Origin of the sequence: Flavobacterium mekongense, from assembly GCF_047038255.1 — a bacterium.
GTDB classification, from domain to species: Bacteria; Bacteroidota; Bacteroidia; order Flavobacteriales; family Flavobacteriaceae; genus Flavobacterium; species Flavobacterium mekongense.
Genome location: NZ_CP174374.1, coordinates 780,302 through 799,942 on the forward strand (window position 1 = coordinate 780,302; position 19,641 = coordinate 799,942).

17 protein-coding genes are annotated in these 19,641 nt (G+C 39.8%); 2 read left to right on the forward strand and 15 right to left on the reverse strand.

What is annotated here, in order from left to right:
* Window positions 1–143: 143 nt before the first annotated feature.
* The 11 genes from ACJG85_RS03310 to ACJG85_RS03360 form a co-directional block, all read right to left on the reverse strand.
* The gene (locus ACJG85_RS03310; RefSeq protein WP_412464844.1) at window positions 144–2,459 is read right to left on the reverse strand and encodes a transglycosylase domain-containing protein; all 2,316 of its coding nucleotides are present in this window, start codon (window positions 2,457–2,459) and stop codon (window positions 144–146) included.
* A 5-nt stretch (window positions 2,460–2,464) separates the two neighbouring features.
* Window positions 2,465–2,950 (reverse strand): gliding motility lipoprotein GldH, encoded by a 486-nt coding sequence (locus tag ACJG85_RS03315; RefSeq protein ID WP_409675405.1) that lies wholly within the window; start codon window positions 2,948–2,950, stop codon window positions 2,465–2,467.
* Window positions 2,934–4,184, reverse strand: coding sequence for a PSP1 domain-containing protein (locus ACJG85_RS03320; RefSeq protein WP_409675408.1), 1,251 nt, complete (start codon window positions 4,182–4,184; stop codon window positions 2,934–2,936). The genes ACJG85_RS03315 and ACJG85_RS03320 overlap by 17 nt, the downstream gene beginning before the upstream one ends.
* Window positions 4,185–4,294: 110 nt before the next feature.
* Window positions 4,295–4,525 carry a ferredoxin gene (locus ACJG85_RS03325; protein WP_395632663.1) on the reverse strand — a complete coding sequence of 77 codons (231 nt, stop codon included), beginning with the start codon at window positions 4,523–4,525 and terminating at the stop codon, window positions 4,295–4,297.
* Complete coding sequence (locus ACJG85_RS03330; RefSeq protein ID WP_412476914.1) at window positions 4,525–5,766, reverse strand: peptidase U32 family protein; 1,242 nt, start codon at window positions 5,764–5,766, stop codon at window positions 4,525–4,527. Before ACJG85_RS03330 ends, ACJG85_RS03325 begins: the two co-directional genes overlap by 1 nt.
* The gene (locus ACJG85_RS03335) at window positions 5,766–7,124 is read right to left on the reverse strand and encodes a rhodanese-related sulfurtransferase (RefSeq protein ID WP_412476915.1); all 1,359 of its coding nucleotides are present in this window, start codon (window positions 7,122–7,124) and stop codon (window positions 5,766–5,768) included. The genes ACJG85_RS03330 and ACJG85_RS03335 overlap by 1 nt, the downstream gene beginning before the upstream one ends.
* Before the next feature lie 229 nt (window positions 7,125–7,353).
* The gene (locus tag ACJG85_RS03340; RefSeq protein ID WP_409675418.1) at window positions 7,354–7,764 is read right to left on the reverse strand and encodes a BrxA/BrxB family bacilliredoxin; all 411 of its coding nucleotides are present in this window, start codon (window positions 7,762–7,764) and stop codon (window positions 7,354–7,356) included.
* Between the two features lie 117 nt (window positions 7,765–7,881).
* Window positions 7,882–9,018 (reverse strand): lycopene cyclase family protein, encoded by a 1,137-nt coding sequence (locus ACJG85_RS03345; protein ID WP_409675421.1) that lies wholly within the window; start codon window positions 9,016–9,018, stop codon window positions 7,882–7,884.
* A 30-nt stretch (window positions 9,019–9,048) separates the two neighbouring features.
* Window positions 9,049–9,891: an HAEPLYID family protein gene (locus ACJG85_RS03350; RefSeq protein WP_412465169.1), complete on the reverse strand. Its 843-nt coding sequence runs from the start codon at window positions 9,889–9,891 to the stop codon at window positions 9,049–9,051.
* A gap of 68 nt (window positions 9,892–9,959) precedes the next feature.
* Window positions 9,960–10,298, reverse strand: a complete 339-nt coding sequence (locus tag ACJG85_RS03355) for a hypothetical protein (RefSeq protein ID WP_409675424.1) — start codon at window positions 10,296–10,298, stop codon at window positions 9,960–9,962.
* Between the two features lie 98 nt (window positions 10,299–10,396).
* Window positions 10,397–12,415, reverse strand: coding sequence for a TonB-dependent receptor plug domain-containing protein (locus tag ACJG85_RS03360; protein WP_412477184.1), 2,019 nt, complete (start codon window positions 12,413–12,415; stop codon window positions 10,397–10,399).
* A 119-nt stretch (window positions 12,416–12,534) separates the two neighbouring features.
* Between ACJG85_RS03360 and ACJG85_RS03365 the strand changes: the two genes are divergently transcribed.
* Together ACJG85_RS03365 and ACJG85_RS03370 are read left to right on the forward strand one after the other, a co-directional pair.
* On the forward strand, window positions 12,535–13,182 hold the full coding sequence (locus ACJG85_RS03365; protein WP_295335396.1) for a metal-dependent transcriptional regulator: 648 nt from the start codon (window positions 12,535–12,537) through the stop codon (window positions 13,180–13,182).
* 2 nt (window positions 13,183–13,184) lie between these two features.
* Window positions 13,185–14,003: a ZIP family metal transporter gene (locus tag ACJG85_RS03370; protein ID WP_295335398.1), complete on the forward strand. Its 819-nt coding sequence runs from the start codon at window positions 13,185–13,187 to the stop codon at window positions 14,001–14,003.
* 167 nt (window positions 14,004–14,170) lie between these two features.
* Here the strand turns inward: ACJG85_RS03370 and ACJG85_RS03375 are convergent, their stop codons facing one another.
* The 4 genes from ACJG85_RS03375 to ACJG85_RS03390 all read right to left on the reverse strand — a co-directional run bounded on the left by ACJG85_RS03375 (window position 14,171) and on the right by ACJG85_RS03390 (window position 19,611).
* Window positions 14,171–16,408, reverse strand: a complete 2,238-nt coding sequence (locus tag ACJG85_RS03375) for a TonB-dependent receptor family protein (RefSeq protein WP_412476916.1) — start codon at window positions 16,406–16,408, stop codon at window positions 14,171–14,173.
* Between the two features lie 107 nt (window positions 16,409–16,515).
* On the reverse strand, window positions 16,516–18,621 hold the full coding sequence (gene feoB / locus ACJG85_RS03380) for a ferrous iron transport protein B (RefSeq protein WP_412476917.1): 2,106 nt from the start codon (window positions 18,619–18,621) through the stop codon (window positions 16,516–16,518).
* Window positions 18,622–18,625: 4 nt separating this feature from the next.
* Entirely contained in the window at window positions 18,626–18,862 is a 237-nt protein-coding gene (locus ACJG85_RS03385; protein WP_290875975.1) for a FeoA family protein, read from the reverse strand.
* Between the two features lie 74 nt (window positions 18,863–18,936).
* A complete protein-coding gene (locus ACJG85_RS03390) occupies window positions 18,937–19,611 on the reverse strand; it encodes an SCO family protein (RefSeq protein ID WP_409675440.1) in 675 nt (224 codons plus the stop codon).
* Window positions 19,612–19,641 lie beyond the last annotated feature (30 nt).

The window sequence follows — 19,641 nt, forward strand, 5'->3', positions numbered from 1 at the left end:
CTAAAGGTAAATGGGATTTTGGTATGTATAGCCCCGATGGGAACGGCATCCTTTTATTGCTTTACATTTAAAGCTCTTTGATTGTGCTTAGCGTGACAAAGCAATAAAAGATACAGTGTACAGCGGGAATCAGCTCCTGAAAATTACATTTCAAATTCGTCTGTGCTTTGTTCTTCTTCCGGATTGTCTACGGCAGTCGAATCGGTTTCGGCTTTTGGTGGTGACCAACAATCGACCTTAATCGATAAGTTGTCCGGTCGTTGGAATGGATCTTTAGAGATTTGCAGGTCTTTGTCTTCGTAACATTTTTTCATCATATAACCCCAAATCGGTAATGCAGCCGTGGCGCCTTGTCCGTAAGTAATGCCTTTGAAACGAGCGGAACGGTCTTCGCAACCTACCCAAACTCCGGTCACTAAATTTGGTACCATACCTATAAACCAACCGTCGGATTGGTTTTGAGAAGTTCCGGTTTTACCCGCAATTGGGTTGGTAAACATGTACGGATAACCGGTCCAACGATTGTCACCGCTTCCGCCGCTTTGGGTACGCAAACGCACTCCGGAACCGCTTTCGGTAACACCTTCGAGCAATTTGATTACGGCATAAGCGATGTCTTTGTTTAATACATCGTGCGTATCAGGTACTGGTTCGTAAAGTACGACACCGTTTTTATCTTCTATTCTGCTGATGAATTGCGGTTTGATGTAAACACCTTGGTTGGCAAAAGTACTATAGGCCGCAACCATATCTTCCACAGTGATTTCTACAGCTCCTAAAGCAATGGATGGTTGGTTTGGAATGTCGGCTTTTACCCCTAATTTTTTGGTCAATGCTGCAACAGATTCCGGTCCGGTTTTGTCAATTAATTTAGCCGAAACGGTATTGATAGACAAGGCCAACGCACGTTTTAAAGTCACCATACCGCGGTATTGGTGGTCGGAGTTTTTAGGTTCCCAATCTTCGGTTACATTGTGTCGCCCTTTGTGAATCATAAACGGACTGTCGATGATGGAATCACAAGGCGACATGCCTAATTGTTCGATGGCTGTGGCGTAAACAAACGGTTTGAAAGTCGAGCCCACTTGACGTGCACCTTGCCCAACGTGGTCATATTGGAAATATTTATAATCTATGCCACCAACCCAAGCCTTGATGTGACCGGTTTGCGGTTCCATCGACATTAATCCGGCTTGCAGGAAGTGTTTGTAGTAGCGAATAGAATCGCGCGGAGTCATGGTAGTGTCTATTTCTCCTTTCCAAGAGAAGATTTTCATTTTGGTTTTCACGTCGAAAGAAGCGATGATTTCCTCTTCGGTTTTATCCATGTCTTTCATCACACGCCAACGTTCTGAATTTTTCATGGCTTGCGTCATGATGCGATTGGTTTCTTCGTCGGTGATATTAACAAAAGGCGCATTTTTGTTTTCTTTTTGTTGGGCAAAAAACTCTTGTTGCAGGTTTTTCATGTGCGCTTGAACCGCTTCTTCGGCATGTTCCTGAATTTTGGAATCGATGGTAGTGTAAATTTTTAATCCATCGGAGTAAATATCCCAATCGCTGCCGTCCGGTTTTTTGTTTTCTTTGGCCCAGTTTTTCATGTATTCTCGAAGGTACTCACGGAAATAAGTCGCCGTTCCTTCTTTGTGACTTTCAGGGTGGAAATTGAGTACGATAGGTTTGATGGCTAAGGTATCTCTGGAAACTTTGGTCAATACTTTATTGCGAACCATTTGGTCTAATACCGTATTTCTTCGGTTTTTCACTTTTTCCAAACGACGTAGTGGATTGTAAAGCGAAGGGTTTTTCAGCATGCCCACAAACATAGCAGCTTCGTCTATGGTTAGGTCGCGTGGTTCTTTACCAAAATATACTTTGGAAGCAGAACGAATACCCACGGCAGTATTCACAAAATCGGCTTTGTTTAAATACATGGCGATGATTTCGTTTTTGGTGTATTGGCGTTCCAGCTTTACAGCGATAATCCATTCTTTGGCTTTTTGAATCACACGGAAGAGGAAGAATTTTGATCCTTCACCGTGGAAAAGCAATTTGGCCAACTGTTGCGTTAATGTACTTGCCCCACCGCTTCTTCCTAATTGCAATGCGGCACCGAAAGTTCTTTTTGCATCAATCCCTGAGTGCTCATAAAAACGCTCATCTTCGGTAGCCACTAAGGCTTTTACCAAATGCGGCGGTAAGTCTTCATACTTGATTGGCGTACGGTTTTCGTTATAAAACTTACCAATGGTTACGCCATCGGAGGAAATGATTTCGGTAGCCAAATTGGATTCTGGATTTTCCAAATCTTCAAAAGACGGCATGGCGCCGAAAAATCCCCAAGAAGCCAAGCAGAAAAACAATATTAGGGTTCCTAAACCATAGAAGAACAAACGCCAAAATTTCTTTTGGTAGTATTTAATGTCTTTAACTGTAGTGGTTTTATTTGTTTGTGCCATATTTTTTAGTCTGTAGATTCTATTCTGAAACCAACATCTGAGATACCGTTTAATGAAGTAACGCCTTCAATTTTACCGGTTTGTCTTAAAGCGTGTTTGATGTGAATTTTATATAAACCTTTTTGGGTAAAACTTACATTGTCTTTGTAGAACAACTTGTTTTCTTTGATGTCGGTAAAGCCATCTCCAAGAAGTGTGCCATCGGGATTGGTCATTTGGTATTCTAAAGTATCTACTTTTATTTGCTTGTTAGGCTGTTCCAATGACACAATCAAAAACAAATTGTTGAAAGGATAATCATCGTTATCTCGAACGTTTACATACAAATTGTATGTTTTTTTGGGATCCAATTGCGGCAAATCAAAAGACACTATACTGTCTTTATGCCATGATTTCCCTACGGATTGGTATTCGTCGAAAATCCTTTTTTTGTCGCAAGAGAGGAGCGAAAAAAAGATTAAAATAAAGAGAATACTACTTTTTATCTTCATTCTTTTTCTGGATTATATTTGGTTTTTTGCCTTGCGGTTTTTGCTTTTGTTTTGGTCTTTCGTTTGTGGCAGTATTTGCTGTAACATCCGAAGTTTTGGCTTTATTTCGGTTACGGTTTTTGTTTTTGTTCTTGCTTTTTCGAGGCTGGTCAAAGCGGGTTAAACTTTCTTGACCCATGGCATTATTGAAATCTTTTTCCGGTTCGGCTACCACTTCAACAGCAAAATCTTCTAAAGAACTTACCTTTTTTCCTTGTTTGTTTTGAGCGATAATTTCTTTGACTTGTTCTACATTCAAAACATGCCAATTGGCAACATTGTCATAGTAAGCAAACCACATCAAGCCTTTAAAAATGTCCTGTTTCTGACAAGCAGCATCGCCTTTTTCGGTTTTGAGTTTGGTTTCAAAATCCGGAAAATCTTTTAAGGCGTCCATATAAGTATCTAACTCATAGTTCAAACAGCATTTCAATTTGCCGCATTGACCGGCTAATTTTTGCGGATTTAAAGATAGTTGTTGGTAGCGCGCTGCAGAAGTATTCACGCTTCTGAAATCGGTTAGCCAAGTAGAACAACACAATTCCCTTCCGCAAGAACCAATTCCGCCCAAACGAGATGCTTCCTGACGGAAACCAACTTGTTTCATTTCAATTCGGGTATTGAATTCTCGGGCGTAATCTTTAATTAACATTCTGAAATCCACACGATCATTGGCCGTGTAATAGAAGGTTACTTTAGAACCATCCCCTTGGAATTCTATATCAGAAATTTTCATTTCCAATTTGTGTGCAATAGCCAATTCTCGGGCTTTGACTTTCATCGGTTCTTCTTTGTCTCGCGAATCACTCCAAATGTCGATGTCTTTTTGAGATGCTTTTCGGTACACTTTCGGGATTTCAGGGCTGGTGTGATTCACCCCTTTTTTCTTCATTTGGATTTTAACCAATTCTCCGGTTAAAGTGACAATCCCAACATCGTGCCCGGGCGAAGCTTCCGTAGCCACGATATCGCCAATACTAAGCGTGAGTTTTTCGGTGTTGCGAAAAAATTCTTTTCTACCGTTTTTAAAGCGCACTTCCACACAATCGAAAGGCGCTTCGCCGTTGGGCAAACTCATGTTCGCTAACCAATCGAAAACCGTTAATTTGTTGCAGCTATCGGTGCCGCAAGTCCCATTATTTTTGCATCCTTTTGGCGCACCGCCATCAGATGTTGAACAACTTGTACAAGCCATAATTTGTATATAGGTATGTTGGTCGTCTCGTTAGCATAACGAGACTACTAATCATAAACGTTAAAAGTGTAAAGATATTGTTTTTTCAGTAAAAAACAGAACCCTAATTTTTAGGTTTCCTTTACCGTGATAATATGCACAGGACAAGCTTTTTGTGCCAATTCACAGTTTTCAACGATAGTATGGTCGGCCGATTTTAAAGTGTGAAATCCTTTGGCGTTGACCGATTTAAGCAATACCGATTTACCGTCTTTTTTCGACATTTGAAATTGTCCCGGCGCCATTTCCACACAGTAGTTGCAGCCTATACATTTGTCTCTTTGCAGGGTAACAATTACCATTAGTTTTCTACAATTTTATACATTTTGTCGGATAAACGAATACGGAACGGTACCTTTAAAGTACAACTGTCGCCTTTGGTGGCCTTTTCTAAAGCTAAATCATTTACCATCATGTCTTCCACTATCATTTCTTGTGCACCGGTACTTGGTCCGGTAATTAAAATTTTATCGCCTTTTTTGATATCGTAAGCTTCAATTTTGAATTCGGCCACATTCGATTTCGGGAAGTAATGCATGCCTTTGCCAATGTATACTTTTTTCTGCGTAGCACTTGAACCCGGATTGTCACTCCATTCGCCTAATTTCTGGCCCAAATAATAGCCGCTCCAAAAGCCGCGATTGTAAACAGTCGCAAGGGTTTCCATCCAAACAGCTACTTTTTCTTTGGTAAATGTCCCATCGTAGTAAGCATCAATGGCTTCGCGGTAGGTTTTGATGACGGTGGCGACATAATCGGCGGCGCGACCTCGACCTTCAATTTTCAATACTTTGATGCCGGAATCGATGACTTGATCCAAGAAATCAATGGTACATAAATCTTTAGGCGACATCATGTATTCGTTGTCGATTTCAATTTCGAAACCACTTTCTTGGTCTATTACCGTATATTTTTTGCGACAGTTTTGTTTGCAAGCGCCGCGATTGGCGGAAGAATTATGCGAATGCAAACTCAGGTAACATTTGCCCGAAACGGCCATGCACAAAGCACCGTGACCGAAAATTTCTATTTCCACCAAGTTTCCGCTTGGGCCTTTGATTTGTTCTTTTTCGATGGCTTCGGTGATTTTCTTCACCTGACGCAAACTCAGCTCGCGCGACAATACGATGGTATCGGCAAACATGGCGTAAAACTTCACCGTTTCTATATTGGTTACATTTAATTGGGTTGAAATATGCACTTCTATACCCATCGTTCTGGCAGTCATAATTACCGCTTGGTCGGATGCGATAACCGCTGTAATTCCGGCTTCTTTGGCTTTAGTCAAAAGGGTTTTTACGATGGATAAATCGTGATCGTAAATAATCGTATTTAAGGTCAGATAAGTTCTGACGTTTTTTTCGTTGCAACGACGCGCAATTTCCGGTAAATCGTCTAAAACGAAATTTACCGTGGCACGTGCCCGCATGTTCAATTGTTCAACACCAAAATAAATCGAATCACAACCATTGTCTAATGCCGCTTGCAGTGATTCGAAGTTGCCGGCCGGAGCCATTAATTCAATACGTCCTGAAGTCGTCATTAGCTTAAAATTTTGAATAATTTATCAGATAACCGGATGCGAAACGGGACTTGGAAAGTGACTTTATCACCAGCTTTCGCGTTAGTTTTTTCTTGGCCGTTTACCATCATCTTTTCCAATACCAATTCTTGGTTTCCGGTCGTCGGTCCACTGATTAGGATGGTGTCGCCAAGGTTTAATTCCTGGTTTTCCATCAAAAACAAACCTACTCCTGCTTTAGTGTAGTAATGTTCGGCTTTGGCCACCAATACTTTTTTGACTTTGATTTTCTGGCGAATATCTTTCGTTTCTTGCGCTTTCGCCAAAGGAATATTTGGTAAATCGCCGGAGTGTTTGAAACGCAAATTTTCAGAACGGCCTTTGCGGAAGATTTTGTTGCCGACTTGCTTGCCGCGACGCAATTTTACTTGTTCGGCTAATGGTAAATGGGTGGTTTCCAAGCATTCATTAGAACAACAATTTTCCATCAACGCTTTACAATCGTCGCATTGGATAAATAACAAATGACAACCGTCGTTAGCGCAATTGGTGTGATTGTCGCAGGGTTTGCCACATTGGTGACATTGGGAAACGATATCATCAGTGATTCTTTCGCCTAATCTGTTATCGAAAACAAAGTTTTTACCGATGAATTTGCTCTCGAGGTTTTGCTCTTTAATTTGGCGCGCGTAGTTGATGATACCACCTTCCAATTGGAACACATTTTTAAAACCTTGGTGCTTGAAATAGGCCGAAGCTTTTTCACAACGAATGCCTCCGGTGCAATACATGACCAAGTTTTTGTCTTCTTTGAAATCTTTCAATTGCTCGTTGATGATTGGCAAACTCTCGCGGAAGGTTTCCACATCGGGTGTAATCGCATTTTTAAAATGACCAACTTCGCTTTCGTAGTGGTTTCTGAAATCGACTACAATGGTATTCGGGTCGTCTAAAATTTGGTTGAATTCCGCCGCGCCCAAGTGAACGCCTTTGTTGGTTACGTCAAAGGTTTCGTCGTTTAAGCCATCGGCTACAATTTTGTGGCGGACTTTTATCGTGAGTTTTAAAAACGAATGATCGTCGTGTTCTACGGCCACATTCAGGCGGATGCCTTGCATAAAATCATACACTTCCAAGGTGTCGCGAAAGGCTTCAAAGTTTTCGGCCGGCACACTCATTTGGGCATTGATACCTTCATGGGCCACGTAAATTCGGCCCAAAGCATCAAGTGCGTTCCAGGCAATAAACAATTCGTCTCTAAATTTTTTAGGATCTTCAATTTTAGCGTAGGTATAGAAAGACAACGTAAGGCGTTGTTGACCGGCTTGGTCAATCAGCTCGGCTCTTTCTTCTGCGCTTAAGGTGTTATACAGTTGCATGCTATAAACGTTTAAGTGAGAATAGGTAAGAACTCTAAATGGAAGAATTCGCAGGCAAAGTTAACAAATTCCATCAATAAAAAAACCCAAACCATTTTGCAATAGTTTGGGCTTCTTTTCATAGCAATTTCTCCCTTTTTCATAGCATCTGAAAGTTAGACGCTTGGAAACGGAAAAGGTTGCGTCTGAAAAAATAAAAAGCCTTTCTTTTTAGAAAGGCTTGTGTTTTTTAGCAAAATTCTGCGTAAGCATCTTTAAGGTTTTCGGCTATCATTTCTGCCGGACGACCTTCAATGTGGTGACGCTCGAGCATGTGGACTAATTCGCCGTTTTTGAATAACGCCATACTTGGTGACGATGGCGGGAACGGGAACATTTCCTCTCTGGCAGCATCTACCGCTTCTTTGTCAACACCGGCAAAAACGGTGATTAAATGGTCCGGTTTTTTGGCACCGTCTAAACTCATTTTAGCTCCAGGACGCGCATTTCTCGCCGCACAACCGCAAACCGAGTTGATGACTACTAAGGTTGTTCCATCTGCTTTGATAGCGTTTTTCACATCTGCAGCAGTATATAATTCTTGAAAACCGGCTTCTGTTAATTCAGCACGCATCGGTAATACCATTTCTTCTGGATACATAATTTTTATTTTAAATATTTGATATTAAATATGAGATATAAAATCTGTTGCAAAGATAATGAGAATTCTAAACCGAAGTTTTAAAGAAATGATAAAGATTAACCATAGTAGTATAGGCTAAAAAAATCTTTTAAATAAAGCTTTTATAAACAGCCTTTTCGGGCAACGCCATATGACTTGTAAATCTTCGGCAAAGGAAGTTTCTTCGTCCAAAAACTTAAAGATAACCGCCGGATTTCCCTTTTGAAACATAGCCGAAAAAATGGTCGAACCCAAGTGGTTTTTTTGGTCTAAAATATCCAATAGCAGCAAATCGTAAAACCAGAACTTATCGATTTTGTGGAACTTTGTTAAGTCGTTTTCTTTCAACAAAAAGTCCGTTAAAGCTTTCGATTTTTTGATAGTACTTTTAAACGTATAACCCGTGCTGGCTTTGGTCCAACCGCCGGCAGCACCTATGTTCAGGATGTTTTTAGAATTGTTTTTCCAAAACGGATAACAAGTCATAGGAATATTGCCTTGTTCTTTTTCAACGATTTCGTAGGCTGTAATGCCTAACTTTTTGATATACATTTGAATTTCCGATTCGTATTCTTCCTTTGGCAACAAATTCTTGGAAAATAAAGTATACTCCAACAAAGCTTCGGTTTCAGAAGTAGGCAACACATACATGAATCGTGTATTGCCTCTCTGTTCCACCGAAAAATCCATGAAAGTCGCACAATCAGGGTTAAAAACAGGTTCTTTACTTTTGATAAACCAACCGATGAAATGTTGGTGCAGAAACGGGTATTTCGATTGACTATCAACTAAATTCGGACTAAAAATCGAATTAAAAATTTGGTTGCAAGTAAAGCTTTCAGCTTCGGTTTTAACCACACAATGGTTTCCTAATTCTTGAAAATCGAGCACTTTTTGGTTAAGGAAGGTGATGTTTTCTTCTTTGGAAATTAAGTCGAAAACACGCTTGTAAAAATCCAAGCCGTTCACCATTTTGTATTGGTACGGTTGGAGATTTAGGCATCTTTCAAACGATTCGTTTTTGAACCATGCGGCTTGCCATTTGGCAAAGGCTAAATCGTCAAACCATGTTTTATCATCCCAAAAACACCAAGTGCGGTCGTTGGTTTTTTTCGAATTTTCGTCGATTAGTAAAATGGTTTTGTCTTTGAATTTTCCGGACAGTACCATTTCATAAACGGTCATTAGTGCGGATAATCCGGCGCCGGTAAAGATGTAATGGTAGTGTTTCATAGTCAATTAGTGGTAACAAATATACTTGAATTATTTGTGCTTTGGTTCGTAAATTAATCGAAAGAAAGTGCTGAATCTCTCGTTTTCTCTTTTGATAGGAATACCGGTAACGATACCAATAAGCAGATTGTCGGCTATACCAACACGCATTTGCGGTCTGATGGTCATATCGAAATCGCTTTGCTGTAGCTGTTTGTTGAATTCTACTCCGATAAAATTTCGCGTACCGTCAATCATATAATGAAAATTGGAGTTAATTTGCCAGAGCGAATGTATGTTTTGGCTTTTGAAATGTTGTTCCAATAATGGTCCGCTGTACAATAAAGTATGGAAATTTTGCCCCCATCGTTTAGCGGCAACAAAAAACGGATTGAAAATATTTCCGGTAAACACAGTTTCTTTTTTATAGTGGTTGAATTCATTCATTTCAAACTCGTGGATGTAGCCAATGGCGAGAGAAGTTTTGGCTTTTTCGGCCACTAAGAAAGTGTATTGCGTTGCCAGTTTTAGGCTGTTCAGTTTGCTTTGAGGTGCTAAAGTATTTTGTTCGGTTGGATAATAAAACGAGAACGGGAGTTCTATTTCAAAGCCCAATCGGTCTATTGGCGCCCATTCATATTCTACTAAAGCGTTGTAAATATCGTAACTTTTGTTGTCGGTGATGCCAAACCCGATGTTCCATTCTTTTTCCCCTTTTCGGGCACCTAAATCTCTGATTAAATCGATGTAAAGCGGTTCAGCGTGCAGCACTTTTGCGGGTTCTTTTATTGCCTCCACTTCATGGATATACAAACTGTCGAGTAAATTATTTTGAGCATACAAATTGGAGCAGGCCATTAACAGAACAGCCCATAAAAAATGTTTCATGAATATAAGTTTAAATTTAACAATAATGATTGGCTTTTAATTGGATTTTAAAAGCAAGAAATAGTTATTGTAATTTAAACTTCCGGTGGCGGATAAGTGTTTTCTGAAAATGATGATTTAATTTTTTGTGATTTCCACAAAAACACCGGATTTGAAAATGAGTGATGTTGCAATAAACAGGCTGCAATGGTTGATTGCAAAATGTAGTAATCTATTTGAAAGTTTTTTTTGATTGGTGAGTGTTGTTCGGTGTCGTTATCATCCAACTCTTGTATACCGTTTTCGAAATCAAGGATTTTTTCAACCACAATTTCAATTACACTTTCTTGGTCGTTAAAGGTTAAATCTTCCGTTTTGTTTGATAGTACATCCGGAGCGTCAACACTAATGTTAAGCAGGTATGCTGCTAACAAGAAGCACAGGATTTGGTTGATTTTAAAAGGACCCGATTGCAATATCATTCTACAAAAATAAGTGTAGACCAACTTTAAAGTTGTTTATTAAATGTTAATTAATAGACTGTATATCGCAATCCGAGAAACCCTCGAATTCCTTGATTGGGTGCATAAACATACGTGGGATCAAAAGTCAATGCATATGGATTTGACGGTGTGGCCATTACATTGCCATTAGCATCATAATCTACATTTTGATCAAAAGGATCTTCTGCACGGGCAATTAAAAACGGATTTCCTTTGTTGGGTGTCCAGTTTAAAATGTTTTTGATTCCCCCGTAAAGCTCAAAATTACGGAATTTTTTATAAGTAAATTGGATGTTTTGCAAACTCCAGGGTTGGGAATATTCGGCTCTCGGATCGAGCGGTCCTAAAAGTGGTAAGCGCATTGGTCCGTAAAGGTTTCCGGTGTAATCAATTGATAAATACCAGTCGGGAATATCATAAGAAATCGTCCAGTTGATGCTGTATTTTTCGGTAAGGATTGGACGGGAAGCCACGCCGTTCTGTACGTTTTTCGGATCCATTACGGTAAAACCTATGATGGATTTGATACCATAAGGAGAAACCCAATCGATATTGCCGCTAACACCAATTGTTTCGGAGTAGCCATTGAGGTTTCGATAGATAATTTGGTTAGGATTGGTGTCGTAATCCGGAATGATTTGGTTGGTAAAATAAGTATACCAAGTCGACAATTCAAAGCCCAAGAATGAAGCGTCTTCGAAGCGGATTTTTTTGAGGTAATTCAGATTGACATTATACGATTTCTCAGGTGCCAGATTTTCGGTGATAATTACTTCTCGGGCTCCGGTGAGTGCTGCATGTTCTTCGGTGAAAAGATTTACAATTCGGAAGCCTGTACCGGCATTAATTCGGAACACATCATTGGGAGTTGGATTCCATTTGTAGGCGATGCGTGGTGTAAAAATACTGCCGTGATTGTTGTTGTAATCGTATCTTGAACCAAGTAGCAAATGGTGTTTTTCTGCCAACTTAATTTCGTCTTGCAGAAATACACTGTAGATATTCGACTTGTCGGCGTTAATTGTAGCGGAGGTATTGTCGTTGTAATATTGATGGCGAAAAGCAGCACCAAACAGTAAATTGTGACTCTTGAGTTTTTTATCCCAGGTATATTGCCCGAAACCAATTTTTTGTTGGGCCAAATACAAGGTCGTACCGTAAACCGAATTCTGGTCGTGTGCCGTAGCCGAAAAAGAAAGGAACATCGCTTCTTTAACCGGCAGTTGGTATTTGCCCAGAAACTCGAAGCGAGTCGTGTAGATGCTTTCTCCGTAAACTTCATTGCCTCCTCGATAGCTTTTATTCCATTGCATTTCGCCGCCCCAGCGGTCTTCGTAAAAAAATCGTCCGGCCAGGGTAAACTCCTTTTCACTTTTTCGATTGAAATTCCATTTGTTGAATACAGAAACTCTCTCTTGTAGGGTAACATCGGTGAAATTATCACGATTGTTGTCAATCGGGCTATTGTAATTGTAATAGTTGAGTCCGATTAAGGATTCGGCGGTTTGACCCATATTGGTTTTGAACCCCAAATCGACATTGTTTTCCAGCCAAGAAGTCGAAAAGACATCTGCGGTAAACAGAGGCGCATTTTTGGTTTTTTTGGTGATGATGTTGATTAATCCGCCCACGGCTTCGCTACCGTACAAACTGGAAGCCGGTCCTTTGATTATTTCTATACGGTCAATTAACGAATTCGGAATCCCCGACAATCCGTAAACCGTAGCAAGTGCGCTAACAATGGGCATGCCGTCAATAGTTACCATCGTATACGGACCTTCCAAACCGTTGATGTGAATGTCGCCGGTATTGCAAATGTTGCAGTTGAGTTGCGGGCGAACGCCATTCACGTTTTGTAAAGCTTCAAATACGTTGGAGGTTGGGTTTTTCTTTAAGAATGCAGTAGTATAAATTTCTACCGGAACCGGTGTTTCCAAACGCGAAACCGGTTTTAAAGTGCCCGAGATTACCACTTCTTCCAATGCTTCTGATTTTTCCCCAGACGGAATAGTGTCTTTTACTTGAGCAGGCAAAACAGAGAAATTCATAAAAACATAAACCAACAGCAACTTTTTCATTTGGCAAAATTTAAATTTAGACAAAACTAAAAATATCTTTTGACACATAAAAATAAAATGCTTTTCTTTGTGTTAAAATTACCATTGTCATGACGACCTCGGAAGAAAATTATTTGAAAGTCATTTATCATTTGTCACAAGTTTCACCCAAAGGCGTGAATACCAATGCTATTGCCGGTATGTTGGAAACCAAAGCGTCATCAGTGACAGATATGCTTAAAAAACTTTCGGATAAAGATTTGGTTTCCTATCAAAAATACCAAGGGGTAACTTTGACGGAAAAAGGCTTTTTATCGGCTAAAATGATTGTCAGAAAGCACCGTTTGTGGGAAGTTTTTTTGGTGGACAAGCTCCAGTTTTCTTGGGATGAAGTGCATGAGATTGCGGAAGAGTTAGAGCATATCCAGTCGATAGCATTAATCGACAAATTGGATGCTTTTTTAGGACATCCCGATTTTGATCCACACGGCGATCCGATTCCGAACCGACAAGGCGAAATCAAGAAAACGTCCAAACTGTTATTGTCTGAAGCCGAATTGAATCAAGAATACCAATGTGTTGGCGTGAAAGATTCGTCTTCCGAATTTTTAAAGTATCTCGACAAACAAAAAATTGCTTTGGGTTCTGTTTTCAAAGTCATTGAAAAAGAAAGTTTCGACGATACACTGACCGTTGAAATCAACGCACAAGAAAAAATCATCTCCAATAAAATTGCCAATAACTTATACGTTCAATAACTATGTACCAATCCATAATCGATTATTTTAGCAGTATTGACCCGATTTTAGCGGCTTTTTACGCGACCATGTTTACTTGGTTTTTGACCGCTTTGGGTGCTTCTTTTGTTTTCTTTTTTAAGAATATGAACCGAATTGTACTCGATGGTATGCTCGGTTTTACCGGTGGTGTGATGATTGCGGCCAGTTTCTGGAGTTTGCTCTCGCCGGCTATTGAAATGAGCGAAGGCGAAGGATTTGTAAAAGTGATTCCTGCAGCCGTTGGGTTTTTGTTAGGCGCTATGTTTATTTTCGGCTTAGACAAAATTTTGCCGCATTTGCACATCAACTTTAAAGAAACCGAAGGGATGAAATCGCCTTGGCAAAGAACGACTCTTTTGGTATTGGCTATCACGTTACACAATATACCCGAAGGTTTAGCGGTTGGTGTACTTTTTGGCGGAGTAGCCGCGGGCATTCCGGAAGCTTCTATAGCCGGTGCCGTAACTTTAGCCATAGGTATCGGAATACAAAACTTTCCCGAAGGGATTGCAGTTTCCATGCCGTTACGCCGTATGGGCATGAGCCGATGGAAAAGTTTTATGTACGGTCAATCCTCAGCTATAGTAGAACCGATAGCCGGTGTTTTGGGTGCTGTGGCCGTAACTTTTTTCACGCCTTTATTGCCGTATGCCCTGGCTTTTGCTGCCGGAGCAATGATATTTGTGGTAGTTGAAGAAGTAATCCCGGAAACCCAACAAGACAAAAATACCGACATCGCCACTTTGGGCTTAATAGGTGGTTTTATCGTGATGATGACTTTGGATGTGGCTTTGGGTTAATGACAACCACAGTCGTCTTTGCCGCAGTTTTTCTTTGATTTTTTGTTTTTAAAAAGCGGTTTTATCAAAAAAAATACGGCCAGTCCAACAAGGCAATAGGTGATTATCGTTTGAAACATAGTATAAAAGTAAAAAGGTTTTCACCATAATGAAAACCTTTTTTTGTATTAAAGTTTGGCGCCTACAGAAATATAGAAGGTTCTGCCTTCACCCGCTAAAATTCCGGGGCCGGGATAACCGCCGGCTCTTCGGGTGGCGTATTCTTCGTCTAACAAGTTGTTGATACCGGCGCGAAGGTTATAGTTTTTCAAGAATTTGTATTCGGCTGAAAAATCAAACACTTGATACTCTTCTAATAAACCGGTCAAACCATTGGCTGATGGTGTTTTTGTGTTGTTAGCATCGGTAAAAATTTTACCCGACATGCGGTATTGTACTGTAGCCGATAGGTTGTTATTACCCCAAGAAAGACCAAAATTGTGAATGTATCTCGGTGCATTTTCCACACGGTTTCCGGATAAGTTACTTTCGGTAATGGTTACGTTTGGAGCACTTCCGGTTGCGGTATACACTTTAAAATCGGTGTAACGACTGTCGATAAAACTCACCGACGCGAACAAATCTAAGTTACCGTATGGTTTTTCTACTTCAAAGAGACGGGTAATGTTTAAGTTAAAAAAGCCTTCAATTCCTTTGTTTACGGTTTCTCCCAAATTGGTTCTGTAAATGTAAGTGCCTTGTGTTGGGTCGTTGTTGACAAACTGACGCACTCCGCCAATTCGGTTGTTATAGCTCAAGTAGAATAAGCTGAAATCGAAGTTCAAATAGTTTTTATATGTACCTCTGAAGCCCAAATCAGCATTATAGCCATCGGCATCTTTTAAGTTCGGATCGATAACATCGGTCACGGCCGGAGGCGTTAAATCGGAGAACAATACCGGACGATACGCTTGGGTTATGTTGGCGTAAACATTGGTGGTTCTGAATTTATATTCTAAGCCTAAACCAAATAAAGGTTGGTTTCTGGAGATGGTTTTATGAGGCAAAGCTACTTCGTTGCCGCTGCTGATACCAAATCTTCCTTCGGCTTCCGATTTGATGTACTCGTAACGAACACCCGGAGTTATGCTGAATTTTTCGGTTACTTTGAATTGGTTTTCCGCAAATACGGCTACGTTTTCGGTGGTGAAATCTAAGTCGCGCGCAAATTCACCGTCTATAGACAAATCAAAATCGGATCCGGTGGTTCCCCTTCCTTCTTGTTTGCGTTCTGTATTCGCTTTGTACAAACGAACACCAAAAGCCAGATTGTTATCGATTTTACCCAATTTGTATTGGAATACGTTACGGTTTTCCAAACCAAAGTTTTGGTAGTAATCGCGGTCAACTCTTCGGTTGGCGTAATCGTTAGTTGCCGGATTGATAACATCTTCCACATTAGGCGCTGCAGTAAAACCAACACTGTTGCGTTCGCCTATAAGTCCGAATAACTTAGTGTCGGAAGTCAATCGCTCGCTGATTTTAGTTTCTAAGTGAACGGAGAATAGATTCCACGGCGTCCCAAACCAGTTTCTTTCTCTTAGCGACTGACGCGGATCATTGTTAAATTGCTCATCGGTTAAACCACCGGCTTGTTGCATTTTGTAATCCATATTGGTATATTCTGCCGAAAGTTTAGTGTCTTCTGTAAATTGGTATTCCGCAAAAGCATGGGTGTTTCTCACGGTATATTCGCTATTTTCCTTCCAACCATCGCCACTGCGAGAATGATTGTAAACATAATAAGAGAATTTTTTGTATTTACCGCCAAGGGCATTGTAGCTGCTCATTAGGCCATAGCTTCCTACGGTATTTTGGGTTTCGAAAGAGAATTTTTTCTTGGTTTCTCTTTTTAAAACATAATTTAAAGTACCGCCAAACTGTGGTCCGAATTGCAACGAAGCACCGCCGCGAACCAAGCTGATGGTTTCAACAGCTTCCAATGGCGGATTGTAATATGCTTCCGGATAACCGAAGACATCAGAAGAAATATCATAACCGTTTTGACGGGTGTTAAGTTCCCAACTTCTATTCGGACTTAAGCCACGAACACCAACGTTGATTTGAATACCGGAACCATCGTTTTCCCATACCGTTACACCCGGAATACGGGCAAAAATTTCACGGGCGTTGTTATTGGTTAAGTTTCCGTTGATGTTGGACAATTTTAAGACTTCATTCTTTTTTCCTGAAAACAATACATTGTCTTTGGTTTCAGGCATTCTTTCGGGACTTTGCTGTTTCGGAATGATGATAACCGGAGCTAATCTTTTAACGGTATCGTTGGTTTCGGTTTCAAACTGGTCTTGGGCTTTTACAGAGTAGGTTGCTAACAGAGAGATGAGCAAAAAGGAAAAACGTCGCATTTTTATTTAGATTAAATCAACGCAGCAAAGATACTTTGTATTTTTATTTAGACAAAATATAAATAATAAATTTTTTCGATTTATTTTTAATCAAAAACGGAATACTTTTAACTCAATAATTGATAGGCAATTAGGGAAGACAAATAAGCAACACCACTCATAAAAACCAACTGTATAACAGGCCATTTCCAGCTGTTGGTTTCTCTTTTTACAATGGCTAACGTGCTGATACATTGCATAGCAAAAGCGTAAAAAAGTAAGAGAGAAACACCGGTAGCAAAGTTGAAGACTTTTTTGCCGTCCGGACGAATTTCGGCGTTCATGCGGTTTTTGATAGTGGTTTCTTCATCGCTATGGCTGCCCACACTGTAAATGGTGGCTAAAGTTCCCACAAATACTTCTCGCGCAGCAAAAGAGCTTACCACAGCGATTCCGATTTTCCAATCGTAACCCAAAGGTTCGATAACCGGTTCGATAGATTTCCCCATAATACCGATGTAGGAGTTCTCTAATTTGTGGGCGCTGATTTGGTCGTTGAGGTATGCTACATCATCCAAACGATTTTCCGATTTGACTTTTTTGATGATCAAGCTTTCTGCGTTGTCAAAGCCTTTGGCCGGACCGTGAGACCCTAAAAACCACAAAATAACCGATAAGGTGAGTATGATTTTTCCGGCGCCTAATACAAATGATTTGGTTTTTTCCACCACATTGATGGCTACATTTTTAAACAACGGCAATTTGTAGTTTGGCATTTCTACTACAAAATATGATTTGGTTTTGAGGTCGAGTATTTTATTTAAAAGATAAGCCGAAAAAATCGCCATTCCAAAGCCAAGCAAGTACAGCAACATTAGTGTTGCACCTTGTAAACTAAAAATGCCCAATACCCTTTTTTCCGGAATGATTAACGCAATCAAAATGGCATAAACCGGTAAGCGTGCGGAGCAAGTGATAAAAGGAGTAACCAGTATGGTAATTAATCGTTCTTTCCAATTTTCGATGTTTCGGGCACTCATAATGGCCGGAATCGCACAAGCCGTACCCGAAATCAAAGGCACTACACTTTTTCCGGATAGTCCGTAGCGACGCATGATTTTGTCCATTAAAAACACCACGCGGCTCATATATCCGCTTTCTTCCAGGACCGAAATAAACAAAAACAAGAAGGCAATTTGCGGGATGAAAATCACGATACCGCCAATGCCCGGAATAATTCCTTCACTAATCAAATTAGTCAGTTCGCCCGTGGCCATATTTGTTTTGGTGTAATTGGCCAAATTGGCAAAAGTACTGTCAATATATTCCATCGGAACACTCGACCAATCAAAAATAGACTGGAAAATCAAGAATAAAATCCCAAAGAAAATTGCATAACCAAAAACTTTATGCGTAAGAATTTTGTCGAGCTTGAGTCGCCAATCTGATGCGATTGATAAATCTATGTTTTGACCAACTTTGAGAGTATCGTTGATAAACTGATACCTTTTGATGGTTTCTTTTTGTTGTAAACGTTTTAAATCGGCATGTGATTTAGAAAAAGAACTCTGAATTTCTTTTCGTTCTAAATTCAAGAAATTTACATCTTGTGTAATTACCAACCATAGCTTGTACAACAATTGATCAGGAAAAGCATTGCGGAGTTTGTTGAAATACTCAGGGTCAATTCCGGAAGCATTTAAACAAGGCTCTGTTGAAAGGTTTTTGTAATCAACAATTGCCTTTTTTAATTCTTCTATTCCGTTGCCTTTTCGAGTACTAACCAAAACAATCTTGGTTTTTAGTTGTTCTTCCAAAAACGGAATGTCTAGGGAAATACCCTTTGCTTTCATTCGGTCAATCATATTAATGACCAAAATGGTAGGAATCTCTAAATCTTTGATTTGGGTGAAGAGCAACAAATTTCGTTTCAAATTTTCTACATCCGTTACTACTACTGCCACATCCGGAAAGAGTTTGTCGTTTTTGTTCAACAACAATTCAATCACCACATTTTCATCTATTGAGCTGGCATTCAAACTGTAAGTTCCGGGCAAATCTAAAATGTTGGCCTTAATATTGTTGGGAAGCCTGCAAAATCCAATTTTTTTATCTACTGTAATGCCCGGATAATTTCCAACTTGTTGGTTTAAACCGGTCAGTTCATTAAAGACAGAGGTTTTTCCTGTATTGGGATTTCCGATAAGTGCTACGTTGATATTTTGGAGGCTCATGTTTTTAAGGTTCGAGGATTTCTACTTCAATTTCATGAGCGGTTTCTTTTCGAATGGCCAAATGGGAACCGTTGTTTACATTAAGGTAAATAGGATCGCCGAGCGGTGCAATTTGAATAATTTCCAACTCATTGTCGGGCAAGCAACCCATTTCCAATAGTTTCAATGGAATTTTATCCAAATCCACGTGAGTGATGATGGCTTTGTCTCCTATTTTTAATAAATCAACGGTGGTTTTCAATACTTATTTAGATTGAATTAAGATTACAAAAGTAGCGATAAAAAAAGAAAACAGAATGATAAATATCAGTTTAACTAATTTTTATCTTCTGTTAACAGCCATTGAATGTCTTCAATTAACTTTTTAACTTCTTCTTTCTTCGTGCCGTCATAAAAACCGCGAACGCGTCTTTCAGCATCCACTAACACAAAATTTTCGGTGTGTACCATATCGTATAATTCTTCCGGTTTTCCGAGTTTAACCGCCAAATATGATTTACGTGCCATGCTGTAAATGTCTTTTTTGTCGCCGGTAACCAAGTTCCATTTAGAATCGATTACACCTTTCTCTAAGGCATATTTTTTCAATACCGGAACGCTGTCAATTTCAGGAGTAACGGTGTGAGATAGAATCATCACTTTAGGGTTATTGGCAAATGCTTTTTGAACATCAATCATGTTGGTGGTCATAATAGGACAGATAGAACCGCAAGTGGTGAAAAAGAAATCGGCTACATAAATCTTGCCCTCATAATCTTTTTGGGTGATGGTTTTTCCGTTTTGATTGGTAAAAGAAAAGTCGGCTATAGTGTGGTATTTTGCCACAAACTGAACTGTGCTGTCCACCAATTCCGGATTCACATCGGCCGGATTGTAAATCGGTAAGGTCTTTTGAGGTTTTAAAGCGTTGTAAAATAAGGAAACTGTTACTATGGAAAACAGTATAAATGTGATGATTAAAATCCGGTATTTTTTGATAAAATCCAACATTTGGTTTTTTTGACAAAAGTACAAAAGCAC